The sequence below is a fragment of the Paenibacillus sp. NPDC101420 genome (assembly GCF_050277435.1).
Lineage (GTDB): Bacteria > Bacillota > Bacilli > Paenibacillales > Paenibacillaceae > Paenibacillus_AQ.
On the sequence record NZ_JBNNSE010000006.1, the window covers coordinates 194,478 to 208,121 of the forward strand.

General features: G+C 45.3%; 15 protein-coding genes. 12 read left to right on the forward strand and 3 right to left on the reverse strand.

The genetic code is table 11. The features are described from left to right. Positions 1-55 precede the first annotated feature (55 nt). Both cls and ACQKMP_RS23725 read left to right on the forward strand, forming a co-directional pair. The gene (cls, locus tag ACQKMP_RS23720; RefSeq protein ID WP_379423287.1) at positions 56-1,486 is read left to right on the forward strand and encodes a cardiolipin synthase; all 1,431 of its coding nucleotides are present in this window, start codon (positions 56-58) and stop codon (positions 1,484-1,486) included. Between the two features lie 240 nt (positions 1,487-1,726). After that, a complete protein-coding gene (locus ACQKMP_RS23725; RefSeq protein ID WP_231573468.1) occupies positions 1,727-2,566 on the forward strand; it encodes a YitT family protein in 840 nt (279 codons plus the stop codon). 237 nt (positions 2,567-2,803) lie between these two features. Here the strand turns inward: ACQKMP_RS23725 and ligD are convergent, their stop codons facing one another. Beyond that, complete coding sequence (gene ligD / locus ACQKMP_RS23730) at positions 2,804-3,688, reverse strand: non-homologous end-joining DNA ligase (RefSeq protein WP_427471330.1); 885 nt, start codon at positions 3,686-3,688, stop codon at positions 2,804-2,806. Positions 3,689-3,831: 143 nt separating this feature from the next. On the opposite strand from ligD, the gene ACQKMP_RS23735 reads away from it, so the two are divergent. The 4 genes from ACQKMP_RS23735 to ACQKMP_RS23750 all read left to right on the forward strand — a co-directional run bounded on the left by ACQKMP_RS23735 (position 3,832) and on the right by ACQKMP_RS23750 (position 7,817). Next, complete coding sequence (locus ACQKMP_RS23735; RefSeq protein WP_042193362.1) at positions 3,832-4,413, forward strand: RNA polymerase sigma factor; 582 nt, start codon at positions 3,832-3,834, stop codon at positions 4,411-4,413. After that, positions 4,377-5,567 (forward strand): hypothetical protein, encoded by a 1,191-nt coding sequence (locus ACQKMP_RS23740; protein ID WP_427471332.1) that lies wholly within the window; start codon positions 4,377-4,379, stop codon positions 5,565-5,567. The genes ACQKMP_RS23735 and ACQKMP_RS23740 overlap by 37 nt, the downstream gene beginning before the upstream one ends. A 598-nt stretch (positions 5,568-6,165) precedes the next feature. Then, positions 6,166-6,981 carry a hypothetical protein gene (locus tag ACQKMP_RS23745; protein ID WP_427471333.1) on the forward strand — a complete coding sequence of 272 codons (816 nt, stop codon included), beginning with the start codon at positions 6,166-6,168 and terminating at the stop codon, positions 6,979-6,981. Between the two features lie 29 nt (positions 6,982-7,010). Continuing rightward, the gene (locus ACQKMP_RS23750) at positions 7,011-7,817 is read left to right on the forward strand and encodes a hypothetical protein (RefSeq protein ID WP_427471335.1); all 807 of its coding nucleotides are present in this window, start codon (positions 7,011-7,013) and stop codon (positions 7,815-7,817) included. A 47-nt stretch (positions 7,818-7,864) separates the two neighbouring features. Here ACQKMP_RS23750 and ACQKMP_RS23755 read toward each other — a convergent pair whose 3' ends face one another. Beyond that, positions 7,865-8,812 carry a DNA ligase gene (locus ACQKMP_RS23755; RefSeq protein WP_427471336.1) on the reverse strand — a complete coding sequence of 316 codons (948 nt, stop codon included), beginning with the start codon at positions 8,810-8,812 and terminating at the stop codon, positions 7,865-7,867. A gap of 12 nt (positions 8,813-8,824) precedes the next feature. Then, positions 8,825-9,796: a Ku protein gene (locus tag ACQKMP_RS23760; protein ID WP_427471338.1), complete on the reverse strand. Its 972-nt coding sequence runs from the start codon at positions 9,794-9,796 to the stop codon at positions 8,825-8,827. A 139-nt stretch (positions 9,797-9,935) separates the two neighbouring features. On the opposite strand from ACQKMP_RS23760, the gene ACQKMP_RS23765 reads away from it, so the two are divergent. The 6 genes from ACQKMP_RS23765 to tsaD all read left to right on the forward strand — a co-directional run bounded on the left by ACQKMP_RS23765 (position 9,936) and on the right by tsaD (position 13,426). After that, positions 9,936-10,106 carry a hypothetical protein gene (locus tag ACQKMP_RS23765; protein ID WP_156113056.1) on the forward strand — a complete coding sequence of 57 codons (171 nt, stop codon included), beginning with the start codon at positions 9,936-9,938 and terminating at the stop codon, positions 10,104-10,106. Positions 10,107-10,137: 31 nt separating this feature from the next. After that, the gene (locus ACQKMP_RS23770) at positions 10,138-10,323 is read left to right on the forward strand and encodes an H-type small acid-soluble spore protein (protein ID WP_042193364.1); all 186 of its coding nucleotides are present in this window, start codon (positions 10,138-10,140) and stop codon (positions 10,321-10,323) included. Positions 10,324-10,534: 211 nt separating this feature from the next. Further along, positions 10,535-11,017, forward strand: coding sequence for a tRNA (adenosine(37)-N6)-threonylcarbamoyltransferase complex ATPase subunit type 1 TsaE (tsaE, locus tag ACQKMP_RS23775; RefSeq protein ID WP_427471340.1), 483 nt, complete (start codon positions 10,535-10,537; stop codon positions 11,015-11,017). 5 nt (positions 11,018-11,022) lie between these two features. Then, positions 11,023-11,859 carry a tRNA (adenosine(37)-N6)-threonylcarbamoyltransferase complex dimerization subunit type 1 TsaB gene (gene tsaB, locus ACQKMP_RS23780; protein ID WP_427471341.1) on the forward strand — a complete coding sequence of 279 codons (837 nt, stop codon included), beginning with the start codon at positions 11,023-11,025 and terminating at the stop codon, positions 11,857-11,859. Continuing rightward, a complete protein-coding gene (gene rimI, locus ACQKMP_RS23785; RefSeq protein WP_042185263.1) occupies positions 11,856-12,380 on the forward strand; it encodes a ribosomal protein S18-alanine N-acetyltransferase in 525 nt (174 codons plus the stop codon). The genes tsaB and rimI overlap by 4 nt, the downstream gene beginning before the upstream one ends. Continuing rightward, positions 12,377-13,426, forward strand: coding sequence for a tRNA (adenosine(37)-N6)-threonylcarbamoyltransferase complex transferase subunit TsaD (gene tsaD, locus ACQKMP_RS23790; RefSeq protein WP_339245206.1), 1,050 nt, complete (start codon positions 12,377-12,379; stop codon positions 13,424-13,426). Before rimI ends, tsaD begins: the two co-directional genes overlap by 4 nt. Positions 13,427-13,644: the final 218 nt, after the last annotated feature.

Below are 13,644 nucleotides of genomic sequence, written 5' to 3' on the forward strand. Positions count from 1 at the left end.
GAATCGTCGCAGCGAGTCTATTGGTAACTGTTTTATTAATGAAGGGGGTAGGGAATTGAAGATTTTTGCGATAATTCTAAGTCTTTTTATTATTCAGGTCGCAGTAATTGTATTTATGGAGTTTCGTCGCCCGCAAAGGGCTTTGGCGTGGTTGTTCATTTCATTCTGTTGTCCGCCGCTGGGTCTGGCATTCTATTATTTTCTGGGCCGTGATTATAGACAGAATCGAAAATTAAACAAAAGATGTACTACACTATTTCGTGAAATTCGTTCGCATGTCTCTGGCAATATTAAGGTAGTAAAGGATGTTACTGAGAGTGGGAACGCTCAGTTTGAGAATAATAAGGGTCTATTGGGTTTGCTTTCTAAGATCGCAGAAGGACCAATTACTGGTCATAACAAGAGCAGGGTATTATCATCTGCGAGAGAAGCGTATGATGCTATGCTGGAAGCTATGGAAGAAGCGAAAGAACATATACATATGGAATTTTATATTTATCGTGATGATGAGATCGGTGAGCAATTTCAAGATGTTATGATTCGGAAGGCGCGACAGGGCGTTAAGGTACGCTTGCTTTGTGATGGTCTGGGCAGTCATAAATTAAGTCGTAGGTTTATTCGAACGATGAGAAATGCTGGGGTGGAGTTCCACTTTTTTTTACCTCCGATTAGTTCTCTGTTAGACCGTCGTTTTAATTTCCGTAATCATCGGAAGATCCTGGTGGTAGATGGCCTCGTTGGCTTCACGGGTGGAATGAATATAGGGGATGATTATTTGGGGAAGGATCTCAAAATGGGATACTGGCGTGATACCCATCTGCGTCTCGAAGGAGACTCAGTATATTATATTCAGTATGTCTTCTTAAAGGATTGGAGATTGGCCTCTGGCGAAAGCACAAGCCATCCGCGTCTGTTCCCAAAACATAATTGTGAGTCACAAGAAGCCGTGCAGATTGTAGGGAGTGGTCCGGATGCTGAAATGGACGCCTCTCAAGAGATGTATTTTGCCGCCTTATGTGCAGCTAAACAGCGGATTTGGATTACTTCACCGTATTTTATTCCTGATCCTGCCATCTGCCGGGCCTTGAAAAGTGCAGTACTTCGTGGAGTGGATGTAAGAATTATCATTCCTGCGAAGCCTGATAATGTGCTTGTCTATCATGCTTCTTTGTCTTATTTAGAAAATTTACAAGACGCTGGAGTGAAATTCTACCGCTATACTAAAGGATTTATGCATGCCAAAATCATGATTATCGATAATCTGCTCGCTACAGTGGGGAGTGCAAATCTGGATATGCGCAGCTTTTATTCTAACTTTGAATTGACTGCTGTGCTGCTACATCCTGATGCTATATCCCCTCTAGTCACAGGGTTTGAGAAGGATCAAAAGCACAGTGAATTTATTGATCCTGTAAAGTTTAAGGAGAGAGGGAGAATTGTCAAACTCGGTGAAGGGCTGTGTCAGTTGTTATCTCCGCTATTATGAGCGGAAAGAGGACTAAATCTGAATTTTTCGAAGGATATAACGTGTTCCATTCATTATTAGGGCTTATTTTGTGATATAATAATTGTATAAGAAGAAATGTAAGAAAGTATAGATTATAATTATACTTCCGAATGTTTCAACACTATACTGTTAAATTGTAGGGGGAGTTCTATGAATGTGAGTCCACAAATGATTGCCAAAGAGGAAAAGAACAAGCTGCAGAAGACCGGAACACATAAAATGGCTAAGTTCGCGCAGCGAATGATCATGTTATCCATTGGGGCAGCAATGATGGCTGTTGCACTTGAGATATTCCTCGTACCGAATCAAATGATTGATGGTGGGATTACCGGTATCTCCATTATTTTATCACATCTATTCGACATTCCTCTGGGGATTTTATTGACGCTGTTAAACCTTCCGTTCTTGTTAATCGGTTATAAGCAAATCGGTAAGACCTTTGCCTTATCTACCTTATATGCAATTGTGCTTATGTCTATTGGTACTTCAATGTTGCATCATGTGAATGCTTTTACGGTTGAGCCAATGCTTGCTGCCGTTTTTGGGGGGATCATTCTTGGTGTAGGTGTAGGGCTAGTTGTACGTTTTGGCGGATCTCTAGATGGTACAGAAATTGTTGCGATTCTAGTAGCCAAGAAGCTTCCCTTCTCTGTAGGTGAAGTTGTTATGTTCTTCAACCTGTTCATCTTATCCGGAGCTGGATTTGTGTTCGGTTGGAATAATGCGATGTTCTCACTAATTGCTTATTACATTGCATTTAAGGTAATTGACATTACACTTGAGGGTCTGGATCAGTCAAAATCGGTATGGATTATTAGTGATAAATTCCGTGATATCGGTGAAGCCTTGACGGAACGTCTTGGACGTGGTGTTACTTATTTAGATGGAGAAGGCGGATTTTCCGGGGAGAATAAGAAAGTGATCTTCGTGGTTATTACCCGTTTGGAAGAAGCTAAGCTTAAATCCATTGTTGAGGATTGGGATACTGGTGCATTCATCGCAATAGGTAACATTCATGATGTTAAAGGTGGCCGTTTCAAGAAGAAAGCAATTCATTAGCTTACCATCCTAAAAGGACGCCGCAGGCGTTTTAGCTTGGCACTTTAGTACTATTAACTGAAAGAAGGTATTTTTACGAATAATGGAGCAATAAATACGGTGAACAAGACTCGATATGCCGTATTCTTATACAATATACCTTCTGTCCTTGAGTGGGACGCCTGATAAGCCCGTAGCATGAAATGATGCTGCGGGCTTATTGCTGTTTTTAGGCTCATTATTCGTGGCATTCCATCCCTATGGAAGCTTAGCAATGAGTTGTTTGACGGGCTGCGGTGGCACTTTTTCCAAAAGATCTCCCATCTGTTGCAGGCGTTCCTCAATATTGAGCAGATGAAAATCAGTAGGAGATACGTTTTGCTGAACCTCTTTCCAGAGCAATGGTGTGGATACTGTAGCAAGCGGTCTGGCACGTGGTGTGTAAGGTGCAGCTAAGGTTTTGCCACTGTAATGCTGGAGGTAGTCAAAATAGATTTTATCTCCCCGATTCTTCTTCAGACGCTCCAAGGTGAATAAATCGGGGTGCTTTTCAGTGACATAACGACCCACAAAGTGTCCGATTTTTCGCAATCCATCAAAAGTAACGCCAGTCTCGATAGGCACGATGATCTGCACCCCGGTAGCCCCAGAGGTTTTGGGCACAGAGGATAAACCAAGGGAGGTTAGGACCGTCCCTACAATTGCAGTTGCTTCCATGATACGGGGCTCGACCTCACGCGACGGATCTAGATCAATCATCCATTCACAAGGCAGCTCGCTACCTACATAATGCAAAGAAGGATGAAACTCCAAAGCAGCCAGATTACCCAGCCAGATTAGCTCAGGTAAACATTGCAGCTTGATATAGTTAATATTCTCGTGAACAGCGGTCTGGACAAAGGCTGGAAGAGGATCAGGTGCATTTTTCTGATAAAAGGACATTCCAGAGATACCATGCGGATAACGTATTACGGTTAGCAGCCGATCTCGACAATAACGCAGCAGGTAGGGAGAGAGGGCGGCGAGCTTTTCCAGATAGATCCGCTTCGTAATCCCGCAATCTGGCCATAGCAGCTTCTCTGGGTTGGTGATGGTTATCTCTTGGCCCTCTACAGTAATTGTGCCTTTGATGGCTGCTGGCATCCTGAACCTCCTCTCTGTTATAGGAATGAGGGTATTATGTGCCAGTCTGTTCCTTTTCATGAAAAAAATATTTCCAAAGTGTCCCTTTTGGATGATTATAAGAGTTATAAGGTTATACGGTTATGTGAAAGGGGAGTTTGCTGATTTTGGACGGGATCGAACACACCGTCGTTCGGGTACAGGCAGGCGAGGTAGAGTCCTATGCCCTTATCGTCGAAGCTTTTCAAAAGCCGATTTACCGCTATTGCTGCCGGCTGCTTGGGAGTCGAACAGAAGCGGAGGATGCGGTACAGGATATTCTAGTGAAGGCATATCAGCATATAGGCACATATCGCCCTATCGCGAGCTTTTCTTCCTGGCTATATAAAATTGCCTATCATCATTGCCTCAGTCTGATCCGCAAACGCCAAAGACATTTGAAGATTATGGCGCTTTTTCAACCGGATCCTCCTGCAGAAAGCCCGGAACAGTTGATGGACCGTTACATATTTAACGAACATCTCACCTTTGCCCTCTTGAAATTGAAATTAGATGAACGAAATCTGTTAGTTCTGCGAATCTTTGAGGAACAGAGCTTCCCGGAGATTGCGGAGATCCTCGATAAGAATACTGATGCTGTGAAGAAGAAATACAGGCGTACGATTACAAAGCTTGGCAAAATGATGAATGCTCAAAAAGGGGGGACGGAATGGTGGGGCAACGAAGCTGTATTGAAGAGAAAATGATAAAGAAAATGGACGCATTGGGGAACTGCGACGAACTAGATGTAAAAGCAGCAGTTATGAATCGGGTAAGGGCAATTCATGATCAACAGAAAACGATGGACGGAGAAATGGCGAACCTCAGAGACGAGCTGGAGTCATTCGGAGAACCGGGAGATTCTGTTATGCAGATGCAAAAGAAGACTATCCCGCTTCCATCTAAATTTAGGAAAAGACTTCTCTCAGGGGTCTCCGCAGCTATATTGCTGGGGATGATCGGATTTGGTGCCCTTCAGCTGTCTGGACTTGGAGGTTTAACGGAACATAGTAGCCAGTCTACAATTGATATCATCAAACCTTCGGATGGTTCGATTACCCTAGTGAATAGTGGAGGAAGGGTGGTTGTCCAGACGGTGCATACTAATAATAGTAAGCCTGTTGCCACGGCCTCTCCTGCGATTGAGAAGTATCAGACTTTATTAGCGACTTATAATGAGCAGGTGCTTGCCCGCTTGAACCCCGGAGAAATGGCTGCCTATTACGTGATTGATACTGAATTCACTAATTTGGTCAAAGGATTAGGCTATGGGAATCAATTGCAGTTCGCTTTCAATCCTCCTGTGTATTCGAAATATCAGGACTTCGTAAACGAATTAAAAGTAGCTGGCGATTTCTGGCCAGAACTGCCTTCCATACTCGACGATGGTTACGAATTCGAGCGAGCAACTTTTAAAGCCGCTTCTCCTTACGGGTCGATAGACACGGAATACAAAGAAGTTCTTGAACAATTTCAAAAGAAAGCTAAGGACGATAAAACAGGCCAAAAGCTGTTTATGGAGAAGATCGCTGTGAATGCCATAGAGAGCGCTGAGGTTTCCTACCATAAGGGGGATCAAAGAATTACACTATCCTTAATGCAGAGCGCTTTTAGGGGTTATCCAACGCAAGTGTCTATCTTGGAAGGTCAGACTGCCGAAAAATGGTCTATGACAGGTAATGGTAAAGAAGCAGTTTTTATCGCAGCGAGTACAGAGCAGGGGGCGCAGGCTTGGACTTCTCAGAATCGTTTGTATTGGTATGATGAAGCCAGCCAGACGATTCGTAGTCTAAATGATGGATTGAATAACATTTTAACCCGTGAACAATGGCAAGTGATTGCCAATAGTTTTATTCGCTAGCGACTGTTGTTCTATCCGCACAATATGAGAAGCTGTCTCAAAAGTAGTGAAATCTACTTGGGAGGCAGCTTTTTTTATGGAATAGGAAAAGTAATGGATTTTACTGTGCCATGTGACGATATGCCACGCGTAGTGTTCTATGCTACTGGTTGGGGCGGTGGGCGATGTGCTATGTGTGATTTACTTGTTTTAAACTAATTAGGTGAAAATTCCCTAAAAATAACCGATATTCGCTCTAAATGAACGAAATCAGGGAATTCCTCCCTAATAATCATAGGAATTTCTTTATTCGTTGCCGAATAGGCCAAATTTCAGGGAAGTTTTCCCTAATTACAAGGCCGATGAACAGAAATCTCTGAATTTTAGGGAGAAATTCCCCAATTACTCTATAGGTGCTTCACATATTGCATCACTTGGTGCGTCACTTGTAATGTTAAGAACAAAAAAAGAGGCTGTCCCAAAAGCCATGATGGTTGCTTGGGGCGGCCTCTTTTTTGTAAGAAAATGTCCCTTTTTCTCATGCTGGAGTGTTATAGAAGTGTAGTTGAAAACAGGGTGAGCTTACATTCACCCTTTTAGAAGGAGAGGATGTTAGAAATTGAAGCTCAATAATGATTTCAAAAAAACACTGATCGTACTCTCGGCAGCAACCTTGTTAGGAACAGGAGTAGTTGTAAGTGGGGTTGCGCCTGCCTTGTCCCTTTCGGTCGCGGCGGCAGCAGAACAGCAGAATTCAGCATCAACCGATCAGAATCCACAAAAGGAATTACAGGCGATCGTAGCAAGCTTGAAGGAAGGTACGCTTTTGGCCTACTACGTACGTGATAAAGTCTCCAATCCACAGGATACGATCAGCTTCTCCGGCAAAGGATTTGTTTTTAAAGACTACAAATCCTTTGCTGCTAAATTCAAAGCGTTGAAGGGTCCAGCTACTCCACAGCCTGGAAATCTTCCTAAAGGCTTTGCTCTGGCGACAGCCATCATTTATCCACCGTCTGTAGCAAATGATTCAGAGCTGTATTTGCAATTAGAGCAGGAACTAAAGGCAGCAGCGGCGGCAGGTGATCCCAACAAACAGTTGTTTAGCAAGATCATCAGCTGGAGCCAGACGAACTTGTCTATGCAGCTGTATGCCAAAGGAAAAGCCAATTTTAGTATTGTAACTGGAGTGCCGCCCGCCAAACTTCCCGAAGGAGCTGTGCCTTTTGTACGAGCTTCGGAAACTAAGAAAGAACTGACGGTCAACGGTAGGAAAGTAATTCTTACAACTGATTCGGCTAAAGAAGCGAGTTTCAACACTAAGCTAGTGTGGCTCGATAAATCAGGCGCGATACAATATACCCTTTCAGACAATCGGGTCAGTAAACTGACGACAAATGAAATGTTGGCTGTAGCTAAAAGCATGATCAAATAACCAAGGGGTTAAAGGAGGATATTATAAAGATGATTAAACAAAGTGCGGCTATCACGGTTTTGAGTCTGCTAGTGTTAATGAGCGCGGTAAGTGGAACAGCAGGCGCAGTGCCTGCAGGGAGCAATAATAAAAGCAAAGGTACGGTTCCGGTTGAGCAGAAATCACCACCGGTATCGCCAACGATTAAGGATTTGATTGCCAAAGAATATGCTGTTCCCCTACAAACGGGAGAAATTAAGGCTCTCTATGTTAATGACAAAAAATCTAATCCAGAGGAAGATTTGAGTGTAAGCTATATGCCATACAGATTCAGCTCTATAAACGAAGCAGCACAGAAGCTATCTTCATTAACTGGGAATTCACTCCTGATACCCGTTGCTCTACCAGACGAATATAAGCTGCAGGATGTCGTTTTAAATCCAGTGCTTCCGAAGTTTTTCAGTACAGAGTATAAAACCCTCAGAGATCAGGTGAAAGCTAAAGCACAAGCTGCTGGTAAAAAAGTGATTTCACAAAGCTTAAAGTGGAGCGATACAGAAACCTCTATCACTTATCTGCGAAATGGGGAGAGATTGAATCTAAAATCAGCTCCAGCATATACACTTCCGGAAGGAGTTACTTTAGCGCAGCTGCCTGGTGACCAGGATGAAAATTTGACCATCAACGGGGTTGAAGCAGTTTACACGGTGTTTGGTCCTCACCATGGAGATCTAAAAGTCCAGCTTGTATGGTCCAGTGCGGATGGAAGTATTGATTATACGCTTACGAATACGAAAAATACTGCGCAGACAAAAGCAGAGCTGGAGACCATTGTAACGAGTCTTACAGCGCAATAAGAAACGTCCTCTCGATAAATTCGGGAGGACGTTTTTTTGGAAAGAGTTTATCCTTTTTGCTCCATAGTACATGATTCGGGAGGAAGATCTACCCTAGCTTGAGTAACCGGCTGACGAAGAGTGCCTGAGGTATTCCATTCCAAAAAATGAACTTTGAAGACAAGCTTCGGTTTTATCCAAAAAGCACCCTTCCCTCGCTGGGGATCAGCTGTAAAGGGCATTTGATCTATTTTTAAATGCTGTACCTCTGCAGTTAAGTCGCGTTTATCCTGTACAGTCAATTTTCCTGGCCCGGCATGTCCGATATAATGCAAATTCCCTTTATCATCATACAGCCCAAGAAGTAGCGCATTGACGATGCCGTCTCGGAACGTTACACCCCCGGCTACTGCCGTAAGATCAGAAATGATTTTGCGTTTCTGCCAACGCTTATCTTTTCCACCGGGAGCATAAGTACTGTTGATATCCTTGCAGACGATTCCCTCTAAGCTCTGAATCTGAGCGGCGGCGAATAATTCTGTGGGATCGGTATAACTGGGTACGGCCTGTACGTGGGGATGCGGCAGCAGAATATCGTTTAGCAGCTGCTGCCGTGAGGATAAAGGCTGATCCATCGTCGATTGGCCATTATAAAATAGAATATCAAAAATCATATAAATGACAGGAACCTGATACCTAACGACGGAAATGGTGGAGCCATTCTTTAAGCTATCCCTCCGCATAACTTCGTGAAATGAGGGCTTGCCGTCCTTGAGTGCAATGATTTCACCATCAAGAATAACGGAATCAGCCTTGCAGTAAGCAGATACATCAGTAAGCTCAGGATATTGCGCTGTACGGTAATTTCCACGTCTGTTAATAAGCTGAGTAGTGCTTCCGTCGTAATAGGACAACATACGAACGCCATCCCATTTAATCTGTGCGATCCACTGGTTGCCTGCTGGAAGCTGTCCAGCCAGTATGGGTTCAAAAGGAATAATAGGCTGAAGCTTCATCAGCAGAGCCTCCTAAGATACGGTTGTTTTACTTTTTGGGCTGCGGCGTTTCGGTTTTGGTGCGATGACTGGAATCGGCCCGGAAGCCTCGTTTTGCTGATCGGCAGATTCGGCGGTGGCTGTTTTGGTCTTGGATGTTTTTCTTTTGGCCGCAGGAGCCGCTTTAGACTTAGTCTTTGTGGTGCCTGCTAAAGAAGGACCAGGATCTGTAGGGATATGCTGTACAGCCTGAATACTGGCCTGCAATGCTGCCATTAGATCAATTACATTGCTTTCCTGTTTGGCAGGAGCGATATGAAATTCCTCGCCTGCAATTTTATGTGAGATTAGATCAAGCATACGCTGGCGATAATCATCGGTATATTTTGCCGGATCAAAAGGCGTGGATAGCTGTGAAATGAGCAGCTTGGCCATATCCAGCTCTTTATCATTCACTGTCCCTGCTTCGGGCAGGCCAGGCACTTGCGAGACCGGTCGCACTTCATCAGGATAAAAAATAGTCTCGATGGCGAGGCAATCCTCCAGCACACGAATAGCAGCCAGACTGCTTTTGGAACGAATCGATATTTTGGCGATGCCAATTTTACCAGTTTGACGCATGGCCTCCATAAGAAGCCGATATGCATTTGTGCCAGCCTGATCCGGAGATAAGTAATAGGTTTTTTGAAAATAAATTGGATCGATCTCCGTCAGATCAACAAAGTCGAGTATGGTAATGCTTTTGCTGCTTTCGTCGGTCAATTGATCCAGTTCCTCTTTGTCGAATAGAACAAACTTCCCTTTTTCATATTCATAACCCTTGCCGATTTCTTCCCAAGCCACCTCTTTGTCACACACCGGACATTTACGTACATACGACAGTGGGCTGCCGCATTCCTTATGGATATAACGCAGAGAAATGTCCTTGTCTTCCGTAGCGGAGAACATTTTAACCGGAACATGCACTAGCCCGAAGCTGATGGCCCCTTTCCAAACGGTATGCATGAGAAACGCCTCCTGATCTAAGTTATTTGCTTTGGGTTAGTATGAGGCAGGACAGGTTTTTCTAGCCGGGTGCATTTTTTGTGAAGCATGGGAAAATATAAAATCAGGCTAATAAAGCTGAGGAGGAGAATACTAAGTCATGGAACCGCGTGGAAACGAGTGGATCGATGCGCTGAGCGAACAGGATATTCCAGCGACAGTTGTGGATTGGGACAGCATTATAGCTCCACCGGAAGCAAGTCAGGTCTCGGACTCGGAGAAGCTTGATGCGGAATCAACCCTCGAAGAAACTTCGCCATTAGAATCGTGAGATTTAGGTAAAATAAAGGAGGAGAACAGTGGTGGATGTCAAACGAGCACAGGATATTTATGCTTCTAAAGAGACGGTAAGTGTACATTTGGATGGAGAACCTGTATGGATTGAGCATGTGGATGCACAGAACGGAATGGCTACAGTTCAAGTGGGCTCTCGACCAACGAATACGCATACGGTAGGCGTTGAACGGTTAGAGGAGCAAGATCATTAACAAGGTTTGTTCAAAGAGCTGAGATAAGCTAAATTACACTTTTATAAAAGAGACTCTTTATGCTTATTATTGCGTAGAGGTCTCTTTTTCTATTGTGGACATACTGGCATGGAAGATTGAATTGGGACAGTTGTTGCGATGGATGGAGCATACCGATATAATTAATAGTAATGGTTTTTGGCAGGTATATTTTAAAAGGTGGTAGTTGTAGTTGGACAATACAGACGAAACGGTGTTCACTTACCGTTCTTACAGCCTCCAGGATACGGAGTTGCTTGCAGCTGCTCTAGCTACTGCTTCAACGCCAGGGATGATTATCGGCTTGGACGGCGATCTGGGCGCAGGAAAAACAGCATTCTCGCAAGGGTACGCTCGGCATCTCGGCGTAAAGGGGATCGTAAACAGTCCTACTTTTACAATTATTAAAGAGTACGAGGGCCGTCTGCCCCTATATCATATGGATGTATATCGGATTTCGCTTCAGGAAGCGGACGAGCTTGGACTTGATGAGTATTTCTACGGGCAAGGGGTCTGCTTGGTGGAATGGAGCAGTATTATTACGGATTTAATGCCGACGCGGCATATGCATATATACATGGAAACAGTGGGGCCAGATGAAAGAATGATTACGGTGACCGGAATCGGGGAGCCGTATGGTGAGCTTTGCCGGCAGCTGATCCAGAAGTGGGGTTAAGGAATATGACGAATCAGAATACAGAGCCGCGCAAGCGGCTTTTAGCGCTGGATACATCAACTGCAGTATTAGGCGTGGCAGTTACAGAGAATGGGGAACTACTGCATGAAATAAATGCTTCCGGAGAACGGAATCATTCGGTGCATTTACTCCCGATCATTGAGCAGGCGCTGCAAGCAACAGGAACTACTGCTGCAATGCTGGACGGGATTTCTGTTGGTGTGGGTCCTGGATCGTATACGGGGACGCGTATCGCAGTTACCGCTGCCAAAACGTTGGCATGGGCATGGGATGTCCCAGTGGTCGGTATTTCGAGTCTACATGCAGTAGCATGGGGCGGATATCAAACAGCCCTCAAGAATAACGTGATGACCAAAGCGTCGGAACAAACTACCGAGAATAACAGCTACGGGCCTGATTGGATCATTCCACTAATGGATGCGCGCCGAGGACAGGTGTATTCAGGATTATTCGCAGCTGAGGGAAATAATGCTCCTAGCCGTCTTGAACCTGATGCCATCCGGCTGATGGCAGATTGGGTGGAGTACTTAGCTGAACGTTTAGGACAGGCTTCAGCCGAAGGCAATAAGCCCGCTGTTCTTTGGTTTGTTGGGGAGACTGCAGTTCATGGCAGTGAGGATTCGCTTCGTCCATTGAAGGATCTTGGTGTTCCTATTGCAGTTCCTTATGAAATGGAAGGCCGCTGGACAGGATTTCTCGGAGAAGCGCGGCTTCAGGTAGAGAAAGATGATATCCATAGCTTGATCCCTAACTATACTCAGATCTCAGAAGCGGAGGCCAATCTGCGGTTAAGCAGAGAAGGGGGCTTAAAGAAACCATGACGGAAGCGGAATCAATGATAGCTCAAGAGGCTGAACTTGTTTTTCGTTTGATGAAGCTTACGGATATTCCTGACATTCTTATCATTGAACGGGAAGCCTTCACGATGCCTTGGACAGAGGAAGCTTTTCGCAACGAGCTGACGCATAATCATTTTGCAAAATATATGGTTATGGAGCTGGCTGGTCATATTATCGGTTATGCCGGTATGTGGGCCATCGTGGATGAGGCGCATGTGACGAATATAGCCCTGCTTGAAGCCTATCGTGGACGTAAATGGGGCGAGCGTTTGCTCGAAGAGCTGATGAAGACGGCATCTTATGTGGGGATGAAGTCTATTACACTTGAGGTACGGGTATCGAACGAGGTAGCACAGAATTTATATCGTAAAAAAGGCTTTCGATCTGCTGGCACACGCAAAGGATATTATTCCGATAATCGCGAAGATGCGCTCATTATGTGGGCGGATCTGCCAGAGTACGAGGAGCATGGGAATATGGAAGGAAGCGTGGACTTGAAATGAAGACAGAAACGGGCGCAGCTCAGCCTGTACTAATACTTGCTATTGAGACGAGTTGTGATGAAACGTCGGTCGCTGTAGTCAAAAATGGCTCTGAAGTGTTATCCAACATCATCTCGAGTCAGATTGAGACACATCGCGCCTTCGGCGGCGTAGTACCAGAAGTAGCTTCCCGTAAGCATGTGGAAGTAATTACACTGGTGATAGAAGAAGCACTCGCTACAGCAGGGGTTACACCAGATCAGTTGTCGGCGGTGGCGGTTACACAAGGCCCAGGTTTGGTGGGGGCTTTACTTGTCGGGGTAGTAGCTGCCAAGAGCCTTGCCCTCGCATGGGGTAAGCCACTAATTGGCACACATCATATTGCAGGGCATATTTATGCTAACCGTTTAGTGGCAGAGTTACAGTATCCATGCATGACACTAGTGGTGTCCGGCGGACATACTGAACTGGTTCATATGGAGCGGGAGGGTGAGTTTCGAATTATCGGACGCACCCGTGATGATGCCGTAGGCGAAGCATATGATAAAGTGGCACGAGCACTAGGATTCCCTTATCCCGGTGGACCTCATGTGGATCGTCTGGCCCGCGAGGCGACTGAGGTTGTACCGTTACCAAGAGTATGGCTGGAGCCGGGTTCTTATGATTTTAGCTTCAGTGGCTTAAAGTCGGCTGTGCTGAACGTTGTGAATCAGAGCAAGATGAAGGGTCTCACACCAGATGTCGCAGGCATTGCCCGCGGGTTCCAAGAATCTGTGGTTGAAGTGCTGGTGGAAAAAGCGGTACGCGCTGTTAAAGCTACTAGCTCCAAGCAGTTATTGCTGTGTGGAGGTGTTGCTGCTAATGCTGGCCTGCGCACGGCTTTGATCTCACGCTGTGAAGCGGAGGGCATTGAGCTTATTATTCCACCTCCGGTTTACTGCACGGATAATGCAGCTATGATTGGAGCTGCTGCATACGTGAAGTGGCAGCATGATGGCGGTACTCCGCTGGATATGGTTGCAGACCCTGGATTCTCATTGGAACAATGGTCTGTATCCGCCTATTGACATCATTTGGAGCTAACGAGTATAATCAGTTCAATTATACAAGGAAACGCGATGAGCGGAAGTAGTAAGGATACTCTGGGATAAGAGAGCTGCGGGTAGGTGCGACGCAGTCGAAGGGGACCTGAACTCGTCTGGGAGCGGAACGGTGGAAGCATTACCGGCAATTGTCGCCGGAACGTTCGTACACCGTCTACGGGTAACCTCCGTGAAAGGGTGGT

Excerpts from the sequence above, each read along its gene's own strand:
- ACQKMP_RS23725 (WP_231573468.1), top strand. The coding sequence starts at position 1,727 with ATGGCTAAGTTCGCGCAGCGAATGATCATGTTATCCATTGGGGCAGCA.
- ligD (WP_427471330.1), bottom strand. The coding sequence starts at position 3,688 with ATGCCAGCAGCCATCAAAGGCACAATTACTGTAGAGGGCCAAGAGATA.
- ACQKMP_RS23740 (WP_427471332.1), top strand. The coding sequence starts at position 4,377 with ATGGTGGGGCAACGAAGCTGTATTGAAGAGAAAATGATAAAGAAAATG.
- ACQKMP_RS23750 (WP_427471335.1), top strand. The coding sequence starts at position 7,011 with ATGATTAAACAAAGTGCGGCTATCACGGTTTTGAGTCTGCTAGTGTTA.
- ACQKMP_RS23755 (WP_427471336.1), bottom strand. The coding sequence starts at position 8,812 with ATGAAGCTTCAGCCTATTATTCCTTTTGAACCCATACTGGCTGGACAG.
- ACQKMP_RS23760 (WP_427471338.1), bottom strand. The coding sequence starts at position 9,796 with ATGCATACCGTTTGGAAAGGGGCCATCAGCTTCGGGCTAGTGCATGTT.
- ACQKMP_RS23765 (WP_156113056.1), top strand. The coding sequence starts at position 9,936 with ATGGAACCGCGTGGAAACGAGTGGATCGATGCGCTGAGCGAACAGGAT.
- tsaB (WP_427471341.1), top strand. The coding sequence starts at position 11,023 with ATGACGAATCAGAATACAGAGCCGCGCAAGCGGCTTTTAGCGCTGGAT.
- rimI (WP_042185263.1), top strand. The coding sequence starts at position 11,856 with ATGACGGAAGCGGAATCAATGATAGCTCAAGAGGCTGAACTTGTTTTT.
- tsaD (WP_339245206.1), top strand. The coding sequence starts at position 12,377 with ATGAAGACAGAAACGGGCGCAGCTCAGCCTGTACTAATACTTGCTATT.